12 protein-coding genes are annotated in these 14,257 nt (G+C 45.8%); 9 read left to right on the forward strand and 3 right to left on the reverse strand.

Annotated elements, in window-relative coordinates; genetic code table 11:
• Positions 1–203: 203 nt before the first annotated feature.
• Positions 204–2,522 (reverse strand): ribonucleoside-diphosphate reductase subunit alpha, encoded by a 2,319-nt coding sequence (locus ACETMN_RS02920; RefSeq protein WP_091018585.1) that lies wholly within the window; start codon positions 2,520–2,522, stop codon positions 204–206.
• 773 nt (positions 2,523–3,295) lie between these two features.
• Between ACETMN_RS02920 and ACETMN_RS02925 the strand changes: the two genes are divergently transcribed.
• On the forward strand, positions 3,296–3,622 hold the full coding sequence (locus ACETMN_RS02925) for an MTH1187 family thiamine-binding protein (protein WP_017690882.1): 327 nt from the start codon (positions 3,296–3,298) through the stop codon (positions 3,620–3,622).
• Positions 3,623–3,806: 184 nt separating this feature from the next.
• Here the strand turns inward: ACETMN_RS02925 and ACETMN_RS02930 are convergent, their stop codons facing one another.
• Entirely contained in the window at positions 3,807–4,931 is a 1,125-nt protein-coding gene (locus tag ACETMN_RS02930; RefSeq protein ID WP_091018587.1) for a PsbP-related protein, read from the reverse strand.
• A gap of 444 nt (positions 4,932–5,375) precedes the next feature.
• Here ACETMN_RS02930 and ACETMN_RS02935 point away from each other — a divergent pair, with 444 nt between their 5' ends.
• The 6 genes from ACETMN_RS02935 to ACETMN_RS02960 all read left to right on the forward strand — a co-directional run bounded on the left by ACETMN_RS02935 (position 5,376) and on the right by ACETMN_RS02960 (position 10,544).
• On the forward strand, positions 5,376–5,480 hold the full coding sequence (locus ACETMN_RS02935; RefSeq protein WP_017690880.1) for a hypothetical protein: 105 nt from the start codon (positions 5,376–5,378) through the stop codon (positions 5,478–5,480).
• A 43-nt stretch (positions 5,481–5,523) separates the two neighbouring features.
• Positions 5,524–5,631 carry a hypothetical protein gene (locus tag ACETMN_RS02940; protein WP_017690879.1) on the forward strand — a complete coding sequence of 36 codons (108 nt, stop codon included), beginning with the start codon at positions 5,524–5,526 and terminating at the stop codon, positions 5,629–5,631.
• Between the two features lie 262 nt (positions 5,632–5,893).
• Positions 5,894–6,205: a hypothetical protein gene (locus ACETMN_RS02945; protein WP_017690878.1), complete on the forward strand. Its 312-nt coding sequence runs from the start codon at positions 5,894–5,896 to the stop codon at positions 6,203–6,205.
• Positions 6,206–7,264: 1,059 nt separating this feature from the next.
• The gene (locus ACETMN_RS02950) at positions 7,265–7,861 is read left to right on the forward strand and encodes an RNA polymerase sigma factor (RefSeq protein ID WP_091018589.1); all 597 of its coding nucleotides are present in this window, start codon (positions 7,265–7,267) and stop codon (positions 7,859–7,861) included.
• On the forward strand, positions 7,858–8,841 hold the full coding sequence (locus ACETMN_RS02955) for an anti-sigma factor (RefSeq protein ID WP_091018590.1): 984 nt from the start codon (positions 7,858–7,860) through the stop codon (positions 8,839–8,841). Before ACETMN_RS02950 ends, ACETMN_RS02955 begins: the two co-directional genes overlap by 4 nt.
• A 191-nt stretch (positions 8,842–9,032) precedes the next feature.
• Positions 9,033–10,544, forward strand: coding sequence for an HD domain-containing phosphohydrolase (locus tag ACETMN_RS02960; protein WP_091018592.1), 1,512 nt, complete (start codon positions 9,033–9,035; stop codon positions 10,542–10,544).
• Positions 10,545–10,548: 4 nt separating this feature from the next.
• On the opposite strand, the gene ACETMN_RS02965 is transcribed toward ACETMN_RS02960, so the two are convergent.
• Complete coding sequence (locus ACETMN_RS02965; RefSeq protein ID WP_091018593.1) at positions 10,549–11,202, reverse strand: phosphatase PAP2 family protein; 654 nt, start codon at positions 11,200–11,202, stop codon at positions 10,549–10,551.
• Positions 11,203–11,442: 240 nt separating this feature from the next.
• Here ACETMN_RS02965 and ACETMN_RS02970 point away from each other — a divergent pair, with 240 nt between their 5' ends.
• Positions 11,443–12,858: a sensor histidine kinase gene (locus tag ACETMN_RS02970; protein ID WP_091018595.1), complete on the forward strand. Its 1,416-nt coding sequence runs from the start codon at positions 11,443–11,445 to the stop codon at positions 12,856–12,858.
• Between the two features lie 208 nt (positions 12,859–13,066).
• Positions 13,067–14,224 (forward strand): MFS transporter, encoded by a 1,158-nt coding sequence (locus ACETMN_RS02975; RefSeq protein ID WP_197997917.1) that lies wholly within the window; start codon positions 13,067–13,069, stop codon positions 14,222–14,224.
• Positions 14,225–14,257: the final 33 nt, after the last annotated feature.

Raw genomic sequence — 14,257 nt, forward strand, 5'->3', positions numbered from 1 at the left:
TATCGTGTAATCATTAATTCTTTTATATATATTAGGATTGTATAATGTGGCATCTATATCAACATCTTGCGATGCTGTGATCGTGTTTTAGGCAAAAAAGAACCAGGGCAACGCCATTTTGCAATCAAAACAGGATGCCCTGGTGGTCACCTTGAATCTAATAAATCTTCTCTGTCATACATAAAACGTAACTTGCGCAAAAATCAAGATTCTTCAATCGTTAATGCCCGGCTACGAACATAATAAGTTGATTTCATGCCGGCTCTCCAGGCGTGCAGATGCAATTCCAAGAATTCTGTTGCTTTAATATCTGGTCGAACGTAGAAGTTGAAACTTTGTCCCTGATCGACGTGGCGCTGACGGGCAGCCGCCATATTAATGGAAGCATGTTGATCCACCTGGAACGCCGTTTGGTAATAAGGGCTTGTTTTTTCGGACAGATCCGGAGCCGGGTTGGCAATTTTGTAAGTTGTTTTCTCTTCATAAGATAACAGCTCATAGAGCGGATCAATACTAGCCGTTGAGCCGGCAATGATGGACGTGGAACCATTAGGTGCAATGGCGAACAACCAGGCATTACGTACACCGTTTTGTCGTACTTCGGCTTGCAGTTCTTTCCACTGTTCGGTTGTCACGAACTCGCCTGCGCGCTCACCTGATGTGTACTCGCGTTGGTCGAAGTAATGACCACTTTCCCAATCGGAACCTTTGAATTTCGGATAATGTCCTTTTTCTTTGGACAGCTCCATACTGGATTTCACGAGCAGGTAGTTAATTTTTTCATACAGATTGTCGTTATATGCTACCGCTTCGTCAGACTCCCAATGAATGCCTTCGAGAGCAAGCAGGTGGTGAAGTCCAAACGTTCCCAGACCGACTGCGCGATATTGGCTGTTGGTATATTGGGCTTGCAACACTTCAATGTTGTTAATGTCGATAACGTTGTCCAGCATGCGCACCTGAATTGGAACGAGACGCTCCAATACATTATGAGGTATAGCACGTGCCAGATGGATGGAGTTCAGGTTGCAGACAACAAAGTCGCCAGGCACTTTGGAAATCACAATGCGAGTTTGTCCATCCTTGGTTACGAGTTCTTCCTTTTCAATCACAGTGGCAGACTGGTTCTGCATAATTTCGGTACACAGGTTGGAGGAGTATACCATACCGTGTGCACGGTTAGGATTTGAGCGGTTAACCGTATCCCGGTAGAACATGTATGGCGTACCTGTCTCCAGTTGGGATTTAAGTACACGCTTCATGATGTCAATCGCCTGTACTGTAATCCGGGACAGCAGTGGGTGATTCACTGCTTCTTCGTATTTATCACGGAACGCACCTTCGCCAAAGGACTCATCATAGAAATCTTCCAGTCCGAGTGCACGACCATTCTCGTCCTTCCAGCCCATCACTTTCTTTGTTTCGTGAGGACAGAACAGGCTCCACTCGCCGCGAGTGGATACCCGCTCCATGAACAAGTCAGGCAGACAGATGCCGTGGAATACGTCATGCGCACGCATACGCTCGTCACCGTTGTTCAGCTTCAGATCGAGGAAGGCCAGAATGTCTTTGTGGAAAACGTCCAGGTAGACGGCAATGGCACCTTTACGCGTACCGAGCTGGTCTACGCTGACCGCTGTATTGTTTAGTTGGCGAATCCAAGGGATTACACCGGAACTTGTATTTTGGTGACCACGGATATCCGAACCACGAGCTCTGACTTTGCCGAGGTAAACGCCGATGCCGCCACCCATTTTGCTCAGACGAGCTACATCCGTGTTGGAATCGAAGATACCTTCGAGTGAGTCGTCCACCGTATCAATGAAGCAACTTGAAAGTTGACCGGCTACTTTTTTACCTGCATTGGACATCGTAGGAGTAGCTGCAGTCATGTACATGTTGCTCATTGCCCAATATGCTTCCTTTACGAGATCCATACGTTTCTCGGCAGGCTCTTGGTGCATTAGGAACATGGCGATAACCATATAACGCTCTTGCGGCAATTCCATTACTTTTCCATCAAAATCGTGAGCAAGGTAACGTTCTGCCAGTGTGAGCAAGCCGATGTAATCGAAGAGCAGATCGTTGCGGTAGTCAATGCACTCAGCAAGTTCGTCGATCTGTTCTTTGGTGTAACATTCCAGCAATTCTTCGCGGTAGATACCTTTCTTCACGAGATCTACAAGAAGAGGATGGAATGCGCCATAAGGCTCGTCCGGGTAAGACTTGTATCTGCGGTTGGTAGCCGCTTTTTTGTACAAGGAAGTGAGCAGGGCGCGTGCTGCTGAAAATTTCCAGTCGGGCTCTTCCTTTGTTACCAGTTCCAGTGCACTCATGATAAAAGCGTTGCTGATTTCGTCCCCGGTAACTTCGTCACGACGGAGTTTGCTGTTTACCCCACGTACGAGACGTTCCTTGTCCAGTGTCTCCAGTCCTTCCAGATTACGGTCGGCATATACCGAGATACGCATCTCATCAAAGGCAAGCTGGCGGTTGTTCGGCTTGGTCACAACTTGTGGCATGAATATTCCTCGCTTTCGCATGTTAAAGAGATAAATTGGAGAAATTCTTTATATAAAGAATTGAGTGTTGTCTTACGGTGAGAAAAAGGTAAAGGTTGCTTTTGGCAGACTGCAACGGCGGTGACAAGTTCATGTCTTAAATCGCTCAACTTGAGGAGCACAAAACAGCACAATGCAGAACATGCTCATATAAAAAGCATTCTCCCGCCTCGCGGCTGAAAATGCCCATGGATGCTCTGGCTTTCTTACTGTCTTAGAAGTTCTGGATATAGACAGAAAAAGGTGCTTATGTAAGCTTTGGTCTATTGCAGATGTGCCTGTAGTTTGAGGATACCGGATGCAGTCCAAACAGCCCCGTTAACCTCCATGTCAACTCTGTTTCGAGAAAGCGATTTACACCTACAGGGACGTGCCTTTGGAGGTGATTTCATCCTGTTTTTCGCGAGAATGCAGAAGGTGACTAATAGAAGCGGAGAAATCTAGTGTTACTACATTTTGTAGCTGTCAACATACTGTAACCCAACATATTGTGTTTGTAAAGTGGGCCGATACAGTAAAACGTAATTCCGAGTATACCATTTAAGCCAGGAATCCGCAAAGGAAAAGGACTGGAAGATTTGAAGATTTATCAAAAAAAAATTTTGAACAATTTGAATGACGTCATCACGTCAGTTTGAATTGTAACGCATTCAACTGGTAGAATAAAAATAGTCAAAAATCGACTAAAATTAGCGGCAGCGGTTGTTCACGGGGCCCAGAGGAGGCGGAGCAAAATGGCAATAGCAGAAGTGACTGTAATTCCAATCGGAACGGGTACAACTAGTCTAAGCAGTTATGTGGCGGACATGCAAAAGGTATTGGAACATCAACGGGGCATTACATATCAGTTAACTTCCATGAGCACCATTATTGAGGGACCGCTTAACGAGATCTTTACAGCAATTGCGGCTCTGCATGAAGCACCGTTTTTGTCAGGAGCTCAGCGTGTTTCCACATCCGTCAAAATTGACGACCGTCGTGATAAACCGGATGCCTCAAGTATACAGAAGTTACAATCGGTTCAGGATAAACTGACGTCACTTCAGGCAAGGCCTAATTAATGGTTTAGTATAAACATCCGTATATACGGTTATTTGGTATGTTATAAATCATCATTAATTAAAGGTTAGATTGTGTCTGTCTGTGTAGTTAACGTGAATTTCTGACATTTATAAACAGAAAGACAAAAAGACCAGCTTAACGTTCATTAAGCTGGTCTTTTTGTATACTCATTTAACATTTTAATTAATCTGCAACTACCAATGAGGCTCCAATCAACGTGGCGTTGGTGTAACCACCGCCAACATTTTCAAAAGAGAAGTTGGTAATTGGAGCACCGATCACCGAGGCATAATCACCGTCAAGCAAATCTCCGGTCGTTGCAGGATATAACGCTATAATATCATTTCCGTTCTCATCCATGACATGAACGACAGAGAAAGTTGCTCCGAGAGAGCTATCTTCTTCAACGGAAATGACTTCCCCGTTAATTTGTACGAAAGTATTGTAATAGTTGGCTACATTTTTATTCAGATGACGGGTCGTTACGTTGGAGTCAACGAGCCCCTGTACCTTTTTGCTTAGTTCTGCCGTAATGGCCGGGAATACATCGTTATGTTTACCAAAGAAATCATAAGATGCCTGCTCCATAAAGGCTGTGTCTTCTGTAATGTACGGAGTTAACTCATTAAAGAAATCCGCAGCTGATGCCGTAACAGATGAATTTCCAGTCGTTGCAGTTGGTGCTGTTTGCTCCAGAGAAGCAGTAATGCTTAGGGAATCAAGGATATCTTTGATCTCATCCTGATTATAAGTATCCTTGGCGTAAGTTAACGTCATGGTATAGAGTTCTGTATTGGTCGGAATCAGATACTGCACAAGGATAACATCTGTACCCGAGGAATGCTTATAGGCTCCTTCCAAGACACCAGCGCTATATTCTTTATAAGGCTTGTTTGTGTAGCTGGTTTTTTTATAATCGGAAATGCCGATGCTTGAACCGCTTTGTGTGTAATAATCCACTATATTATTAGCGTATTCTTCAGGATTAATTGAACCGGTTGAGCTGGTCTCAATCGTCAGATTCATATTATCTGCAAATGTGGCTGAGGAAGATTGGTCTGAAAAAGCAGCTTTAATGGATGGAGCATTCATTTGACTTGTATCTACGCTTTTCCAGGATTCAGGATATGCAAAAGAAAATCCTTCTCCACTATATGTAGTGTATTTCGTAGCTTTTGCTTCTGTTGAGACAGTTTCAGTTGCCTTGGATGCTTCGGACGTTTGGCTATTGGTTGTTGTGTTTGTTTCTGAATTACCACAAGCACTAAGTAATGTGGCTAATGCCAAAATCGTAATAAGTTTCTTCATTATGTCTAATTTCTCCTCATGTGCTTCCCATCGGTTGGGATTTTTTCTAAGGTCATCATTTCGTTTGGGATAATCTAGTTTAGGTGGTGAGCATGGAAACTCCTTTCTACTTTATTAGTAAAATAATAACATAAATAAAGATTTCAGTATTCATAATTACTAAAAAGGTAATTTATCTGTATTTAACAAGTTAAAAGCTAATAATATACCGTGTGGGTATCCATTTTGAGCGATAGTACATACATTTGGTTGATATAACCGTGGGATTTATTTATGAATTAAACATATATGAACATAACATGCGGACTTAAGAACTAACCCTTTGTGTAGGTGAAATTAAGGAATAGTCGGTGGAAAAAAACAGCCCATTTTCGATCTGAGCCCGGTCCCATGTGTGATTGGTGCATATAGTGAACTGTACCTCAAATCAAAGGAGGGGTTTACATGAGTGGAGTAGTAGGTGGATACGGCGGCGCATGGACATCGACTGGCGCGATCTTGGTTCTCTTTATCTTGTTGGTCATCATCTCTAAAGCATTCTTGATCTAATAAACCGCTTGGACCCTAATATATTTGTAAAGGAGGGTTCTGCATGAGCAACGTAGTTGAAGGCGTAGGATACGGCGGCTGGACATCGACTGGAGCAATCCTGGTTCTGTTCATTCTTCTCGTAATCATCACTAAATCTTTCTGGGTATAATATGGCGAGCTCTGCCGGGCAACCGGTGGGGTTTTTTTTTTAGAGGACAAGCTGGTGGAGAGCCAGGAAGCTAAGATAGCTTGTAGTTAAACAGAAGAATTGGTGGAATTCAAGAAATGGAAGGGCGGAGTATGTTTCGAAAATGGGGAAGGTACCTCATGGCTAAACGCCCATTTTGTCAAAATGAGGGCGATAGCCCGGTCCAGAGGTAGGCTGAATACATAGCTTAGGGGTGTAGGCAAATGTTAAGGAGGAATGAACAATGAGCGAAGTAAAACCGAATTCACCGAACGGACAGGGACACGTATACGGACATATGGGAGGTTATGAGCATATGCAAGGATACCAATACACAGGTCATGAAATGCATGGGTATGGATATGGTTGTGGAACAATGCCAATGGGATATGGCTATGGATACGGACACCATGCCAATCAGGCTCCAATGATGCACGGTTATCAACAGGGTTGTGGAGTATCCTATGGTCATGGCGGCGGAAGCTGGGGTTCCATGGGTACGATCCTTGTACTGTTCATATTGCTGGTCATCATCTCCAAAACGATGTTTATCTAAGTATTTGTGAGTGCAAGGAGACTTTGCTGATCGTGGATCGTTGCGATAGGTGCTCCAAATAAACTCCGAGTTTGAGTTCCATGTTGGGGCATAACGTACCTATGATTCAGAAAGGGACAGCGTAGGGTTTCATCCTGCGCTGTCCCTTTTTTATTAGAAGTGAAGGAGCGTTGGGATTACTTTCTTTAACGAACCCCACTGACGCTATTCCATGCATTTTCGCCATTTCACAAGTTTAACGAATCGTAGACGTCTTATTATCTGAATCTGGGCATGTTTGGAGCCTATATTCATGAAGTGACATGGATTAACGTGGCTGAGATTCGTTAGATTTTACATAGCATAGAAATCCTTAATATAAGGTGTGCAGGATTCGTTAGCATCTGGTGAGCGTAAACATTTGCTTTAGAGGCCGGGGTTATTTGCACAATTAGAGAAGTAAGGAAGTAAGTATCGAGGGGTGCAGTCAGTGGGAGAATGGAAAATTTTAAAAGCAGAGATCTGGTTAGTCCGATAGTCTGTGGAGGATGCTGAAATGTGTATGTAGACATGGATAAACACCCGGAACCCAATTCCGGGTGCTTTGTGTATGTTTTCAATCTTCTCAAGAATAAGTGATATCCAAAACAACAAAAGCCCTACCTCTCTTTTGTCCTTGCGGCTCCGATGACCGCGCCAGTGTGAATGGGAACATCTTGTGAAACTCTGTACTACCGGGTTATTGTGATTCAGGTTCTTCAATCTTCATAGGTTAATTGTGCTTATAGTTCGCTGCGGTCGCAGCATGAAGAAAATATTCCGGGGTTTAAAGAAGACAGAAATCATATGAGGTTGTTTGATACAACTCTTATAGTATACCACAGGCTGTAATTTATTGCAATAAAAAGGAAAGGGCGAACAGAAAAACATGTTTTTCTGGTGGTCTTTCAAGTCAGAAGCTGAAATGCTCGTCTGAAAATATACAGAATTTTTTCAATCTATTTCTCAATTGAGGTAATCCTCTTCAAAAGATTCTGCGTAGGTTATAATAAGAGGGAAGAAACAGAAAGGGGCCCTCGCATGACTGAATCGATGGAGGACAGCAGGTTAATGCGGCAGATTGCGGAACGTGATTCCTCCGCACTGGAGCTTTTATATGACCGTTATGAGCGAGCGGTGTATTCTTTTGCCTATCGGATCGTTGGTGATCCCATGACGGCAGAAGAGACTGTTCAGGAACTTTTTATGCGGGTCTGGAATAATGCTGAACGATACGATGCCTCACAGGGGAAGCTGACCACATGGATGTTTGCGATTACGCGCAACATAGCAGTGGACATGCTGAGGCGGAAATCGAAAGGGGCAGCGGCTACTTCAGTTGAACACGAGACACTGGCGGCCTATGCCGATGAGCATACGAATACGGAAGAAGAAGTGCAGCGTAAATTGGAAGGCACCCGTATTAAAGAGGCGTTGTCCCAACTGAATGGTGATCAGCAGCAAGTTATAGAATCGATTTATTATGCGGGATTAACCCAGCAGGAAGTATCCAGCCGATTCGGGATTCCGCTGGGTACAGTAAAGAGCCGTGTCAGGCTTGCCATGCGACAGCTCCAAAAGTTGCTGGCCGATGCTGAATTGCATCCGGACGCGGGAAGGGAGGGCATACATCCATGATAGAACGACATGAGGAGTGGTCTGATCTGGCACCGATGTATGTGCTGGGCGGACTGGAAGCAGAGGAAGTGGCGGCGTTTGAAGCGCATATGGCAACTTGCGAACCTTGTCGCCAGGAGGTGAAGGAATTGCAGGAAGTGACTGGCTTCCTGCCACTTGCGGCGGAACCTGTGGCACCGCCGCCAGGTATGCGAGCACGTGTGCTGGGCAACGTGCTCGGACATGTGCAGGAGAGCACCGAGGCGAAGCCGGCAGCTGCTCCTGCTGAGCCTGAAGCACCCGTGGTGCTTCAGGAGGATCTTGCGCCGCAGCACAAACGTGCGGCGCAGCCCGGGCCAGGCCTGCCGCCGGTAACGGCGGTGCCTGCAGCCCGGGTGGAAGAGGCTGCCCAGGCACAGCCATGGCAGCCACAAGCGCGCGCGCGTGCGCGCAGCAGCAGCGCTTGGCGCATAGCCAGTGCCGGCCTTGCGGCCGCGGCACTGTTGCTGGGCGTGTACACGGCGCAACTGCAGAGCCAGATCGACTCGCTGACGCAGCAAGCAGCGGGCTCGTCGGCTACGCAAGAGCAGCTCGTGCAGGCACAGGCACAGAATGTGCAGCTGCAGGAGCAGCTGGCATCAGCTCTGAAGCCCGCACAGGGCATGCAGACTGGCGAGGCAGTGAAGCTGAATCCTGCAACGCAGGACATTGTAGCTCAGGGTCTCGCAACCATCGTTATTGACAGCAAAGGCACTCACCTGGTTGTGCAAGCTGAGAATCTGCCGAACCTGGAAGGCAACGAGGCTTTTCAGGTCTGGTTGATCAAAGGAGATACCCCTCAGAATGCGGGTACTTTCCTTAGTCGTGACGGAACGGGAGCGGTATATTACACATTGGATTCGGCCAACGACTATGATACGGTTGCCATCACGCTTGAACCGGATGCAATGGGAGATGAGCCGCGCGGTACAATGATTCTGGCTGCCAAGATTAAAGGATAAATATAGGATAGATCACCAAAGGCTGCTCCGTCGTGGAGCAGCCTTTTTGTGTTTTCCAGTTCTGGCGCCGACCCATTGGATTTTATTAATTTTTTTAGTCGGAGCAACCGATAAACAAATAGAAAGCAATACCCTTAATCTCCCTGTGTCTCAAGGGAGAACTGGTTGCACATAGAGAGTGAGGGGTTCAGTTGGAAGCATACCGTTCATTTATCTTTCGCCTGATACGCAATTATCTGATCGGTTCACTGGCAGCTGTTTTTGTTGTCGGTACAGTAGTTATGGTATCTACTCTGCAAATACCCAATATTCAATTTGTTCGGCTCATCTTCATTGTACTGATTTCACTCTTGTTCATGCTGGTTGCAGAATTAATTACGCTGTGGGTACAGCTTGGCCCCATAAGACAGTTTTTCACTTCCGAGCATCATGAGAGAGAAGAATTAAACCACATGTATGAGAAAATTCATCGTTTCCCAGGACAGACCATATATCGGATCATGGGTCCGCACATGCTTGGTTTTTCACTCCCAGCAGCCGGATTAACAATATGGATGATATCCACAGGGTGGCTTGAATTCCCTTACTTGTATATTGTTGTGGCCGCCGCATGCGCCTTTCTGATTGCCATCATGCATGCACTGATTGAGTATTACCTAACGGTGCGGGCGATTAGACCCCTGTTACTTGAGATTCGACATCGAGGCAAAGTCCAATATGGGATGGAACCTTCACTGGGAGGTCGCATCCTGGTATCGATCCAGCGTAAATTTCAACTAAGTACGGCACTGATTGGCTTATTTCCTCTATTTCTATTTTTCCTGGCTACATATATCAGACTTCAGTATATAGACAGTGAATTTGCGAAAGAGTACATACTGTGGGGAATTCTCATCGTTGTTCTGGGCGCGGGGTTTGCGCTGGTGGGAAGCTGGCTGTTGATTCGTGATGTTCGTGATCCAGTCGCTGAACTGACGCATGAGATGAACCGAATTCAGGGGGGAGACCTTGGCAGACGAGCTCCGGATTTATATGCGGATGAGTTTTCGGCACTGATCTCCGGTTTTAATATGATGATTAATCGGCTGGAGATGAGACAGGAACGCAATCGACAGCTGTTGCAAAGTTATTTTTCTACGCTGGCTGCTGCTTTAGACGCCCGAGATAAGTACACGGCAGGACATTCCATGCGTGTGGCAGAGTATTCGCTGATGATTGGCAAGCTGAGCGGAATGAATGAGGAACAGGCGGATTTATTGTACAAATCAGCCTTGCTTCATGATATCGGGAAAATTGGCATACCTGATGAGGTACTGCTGAAGGATGGAAAACTAAGCGATGAGGAATTCGCGATTATTCGTACACATCCCGTGCAGGGAGAGAGTATTTTGTTACAGATAGAGCCTATTGATGCCATGGCCGATTTTCTGCCAGGTGTACGATCTCACCATGAGAGATATGATGGCAAAGGATACCCGGATGGGATGGCTGGTGATGATATTCCCCTTTTTGGCCGCATCATTGCGGTAGCGGATGCCTTTGATGCCATGACGTCTGATCGACCCTATCGGAATGGGATGAGTCACGAGAAAGCGCTAACGATTTTGGAAGAAGGAAAAGGGACCCAATGGGACCCCTATTTTGCAGGTTTGTTTATTGATGAATGGAGACGACAACAACATCTTCAGAAACCATCGAAGTGAGGGATCAGTTGATCCCCTCTGTCCACTTCGATTCTTTTCTGCGTCTCCGGTGAAGAGCGAGGCCTGTTATGATGGTGAGAACACACTCGCCGAGTATGACTGCACCCAAGGCGTCATAGATCACATGTTGTTTGATCATTAGCGTGGATACGATAATAGTTGCTGCCCCGGCGGCCACCAAAATCTTGATGGGTTTGCGGATGCTTGGAACCGAGAGAACGGCACGCATAACCAGATAAGAGTGAAGAGAATGAATACTTGGAAAACAATTATAAGGACGATCCTGGCTATAGAGCCATCCGAGAACAGATGCTCCCAGGCCTGTACCCGTCAGTTCCGGGCGCGGTACCATGGTCTGAAAGTTGAAGTAGATCAGATAACATATCCAGACACAGATATTCATGGATAACAAGACACGGTAATACGTCAGGCGATCCTTGGCACACAGGTAAGCGAGCACACCGAATACAAACGGGTACCAGCCCAAATATGGAATGGACATGCCAGGCACGTAGGGAATGATCCGGTCGAGCGGCGAATCAAGCACTGCGAACCCGCGTTCCGGACTGTTAAGAATATCATAGAACAGCCCCATGACGGCCAAAGACAGCATCAAACTCAATGACAGCCAATAGGATTTGCTTTTTAACAATTGCACAACATCTTTCTCCTTTCATTCATGCTCCCTAGGAGCATGACCCCAGCAAATAACTAATTCAAATTTAAACAACAATATATTCTACTACGACCAGCGCACAAATTGAATCCTGATTTGTGTATTTTTGTGTATTTTTTTGACGAAGAAGGAATGCAGAAGTTTCAATGGGCATGATATGATAGAAACATATACGGACGAAGGTAATTTGACCAGTAAAGTCGGGACAACAGGAGTGAGTGAATGCAATTTTTGAAAATGTTCGTATTGAATATGGGGATGCTTATAACGATTGCCTATCTTGCCAGTGTGTTCTATAAATATATCGTCATACGTGCCTCTTCCCGAATGAAGCAGATCGGTTCAGTACTTGTCCTTATCTTTGCGGGCTGGATCAGTACGGTTTTTGGATTTCAACTCACGGATGAAGTAGTCTTTGACCTTCGTTATGTTCCTTTAATTGTTGCCGTTCTGACGTACAGACAACCCTATAGTGTAATTATTGTGGGTGTAGGGATAGGTTTATCCAGGTTAACCTTTGGTATCACGGATGCTACGGTGGCAGCGGTAATTAATATGACTTTACTCGGTGTAATATGTGCGGGTTTAAATATATGGATAAGACGCAGCAACTTCAGACTGATCACAAAAGGCTTCCTTGTTGTACTAATCGTCAATGTGGTCAATAGTGTAGGCATTGCTATTTTTGGCGTCATCCCGGCTACATACTTTTTCTCCCATATTATGCCTTACACGCTTCCTGCAGGTATCTTGTTAAGTCTTATGTTTGCGTTTATATTACGTGATTTTCAGAATGAACAGAATCGAATTTTGCTGATCCAAAGTACAAACCGGCTTTTATCTGTGCAGAAGGAAGAGTTACAGAAAGCCCAGATTGTACTGGAGGATCGAGCGAAACAATTGATGATTGCCTCACAGTACAAATCCGAATTTCTCGCCACTATGTCCCATGAACTGCGTACACCGCTCAATAGTGTTATTAACTTTGCCCAGATGATCAGCGAGAATGCTGACACGATGGATCAGGAGGATATTGTACGTTTTGCCAATATGATCGACCACTCCGGGCAGGAACTGCTCACGCTCATTAACGATATTCTGGATCTTTCCAAAGTAGAAGCGGGGCGGCTGGATATTGTACTGGAGGATATCAGTGTCGCACAACTTACAGAAGATGCCATGAGCCACTTTCAGCTCGTTGCTGAGAAAAAAGGTATTCAGTTGGTTCTGGACAAAAAACAGGGACTGCCCGAGACGCTCTGGTCTGATCCCCAGCGGGTTCAACAGATTTTGCGGAATCTGATGTCCAATGCCATCAAGTTCACTCACCGGGGGAAGGTCACGCTGACCGTAAGCACCAAGCAGATTAAGAATGCAGGTATTCAGAATCGATGGCTTATTTTCTCCGTTCAGGATACAGGTATTGGGATTTCTGAGGACAAGCATCATTCCATATTTGAAGCATTTCAGCAGGCTGACGGGTCGATTAGTCGAAAATTTGGCGGTACCGGACTAGGCCTGTCGATCAGTCGGGATTTAGCGAGATTACTGGGGGGATCGATTGAACTTGAGAGCACTGAAGGTAAAGGAAGCACCTTCTATCTCTATCTCCCGTTGGACCGTGAAAAAATGAGTTGACAAGCTTCGCGCCGTGAGTAGAATTTGGGATGACAACTAGCATCGACCGGCTTTTGAGACCCGGTCTAAGGAGTGTATCCCCATACAGAAGACGGTCAACGTTAATCCTCCCCCGTTAACAAGCAAACCACGGCGCAAGGGTTCGACACAACGCACGAATTTATCGATTGCAACATGGGAGGGTGTACCGGCAATTATTTTACAGACCTTGCTGGGAGGCCCATTTTTAACCGGATTTCTGCTGTACCTTGGGGCCGGGTCGAGACATATCGGCTTTGTGCTCGCGATTACGACGTTTGTGAACATTGCCCAGATCGGAGCAGCTTATTGGATGCAGCGTATTCGCAGCCGTAAACGCATGCTGCTGCTGTTCGTGGGCACACATCGTATCTTGTGGAGTGCAACGGGACTGATCCCGTTCATATTCCCCAAAGAGTGGTGGGTAAGCGTATATATTGGCGTGTATACGGTTGCTTTTATATCAAATACCATCGGCGGTATGATCTGGACTTCACTGATTGGCGATATCGTACCTGCTAAGGTGAGAGGGCGTTATTTTGGAATTCGAAATACGATTCTGAATGCTCTTGGAAGCGTATGCTTATTTGCAGGCGGTATTGTTTTGGACCGTTACCCTGGAGAAATGGGCTTTCTGATCCTGTTTATTCCGGTGTGGATCTGTGCTATTGCCAATACAGTTATCTACTTTTTCTATCCGGACGTTCCCTTTGAACGTTCTACCGAAAAGGTTTTCTGGCGCATGTTCATCAAGCCGTTCCAGGATCGTTCTTTTCTGAAAGCAACGCTGTTCCTTGCTGTCTGGTTATTGATCCAGACCTTGATTGTTCCGCTCTATTCCTATGTTATGCTCGATTTATTGAACATCAATTATCAGACTGTATCCCTGATAACGGTAGTCCAGACACTGGTTATGATGGCCGGTTTTTATGTCTGGGGCAATCTGAATGCCAGATTCAGCAACAAAACCCTGCTATTTTGGACATTGCCAGTCATTGCACTCTCCTGTTTGTCGTGGGGTTTAATGTCGTTCATGCCCGTATTGATCGCACTATTTCTATCTCATATCTTCCTTGGGATCGGTGTAGGTGGATTCAACCAGCTGGCATTTAACTTTACCATTGGAGACACACCCAAAAGTGAAAGACCGATGTTTGTCGCGGTGTATTCCGCTCTGACCGGAGTAACTTCGTTTCTTGGGCCGTTGTTGGGTGGCTGGTTGTACGAAAAAATGGAAACCTGGTCCGATGCGCTCGCCTGGATCTCAGCCTATGGATTTCAGGTGGGGGTTGGTGTCGTGATGCTGATTCTGACATTTACCCTTGGACGTCGTGTACTGTTAAAATAGAAATGATATCACATAACTTAATATAACGATGGC

The sequence above is a fragment of the Paenibacillus sp. M2 genome (assembly GCF_046713495.1).
In the GTDB taxonomy this organism is placed as follows: domain Bacteria; phylum Bacillota; class Bacilli; order Paenibacillales; family Paenibacillaceae; genus Paenibacillus; species Paenibacillus amylolyticus_B.

Coding starts and splice junctions, on each gene's coding strand:
- ACETMN_RS02920 (WP_091018585.1), bottom strand. CDS start 2,522: ATGCCACAAGTTGTGACCAAGCCGAACAACCGCCAGCTTGCCTTTGAT.
- ACETMN_RS02925 (WP_017690882.1), top strand. CDS start 3,296: ATGGCAATAGCAGAAGTGACTGTAATTCCAATCGGAACGGGTACAACT.
- ACETMN_RS02930 (WP_091018587.1), bottom strand. CDS start 4,931: ATGAAGAAACTTATTACGATTTTGGCATTAGCCACATTACTTAGTGCT.
- ACETMN_RS02935 (WP_017690880.1), top strand. CDS start 5,376: ATGAGTGGAGTAGTAGGTGGATACGGCGGCGCATGGACATCGACTGGC.
- ACETMN_RS02940 (WP_017690879.1), top strand. CDS start 5,524: ATGAGCAACGTAGTTGAAGGCGTAGGATACGGCGGCTGGACATCGACT.
- ACETMN_RS02945 (WP_017690878.1), top strand. CDS start 5,894: ATGAGCGAAGTAAAACCGAATTCACCGAACGGACAGGGACACGTATAC.
- ACETMN_RS02950 (WP_091018589.1), top strand. CDS start 7,265: ATGACTGAATCGATGGAGGACAGCAGGTTAATGCGGCAGATTGCGGAA.
- ACETMN_RS02955 (WP_091018590.1), top strand. CDS start 7,858: ATGATAGAACGACATGAGGAGTGGTCTGATCTGGCACCGATGTATGTG.
- ACETMN_RS02970 (WP_091018595.1), top strand. CDS start 11,443: ATGCAATTTTTGAAAATGTTCGTATTGAATATGGGGATGCTTATAACG.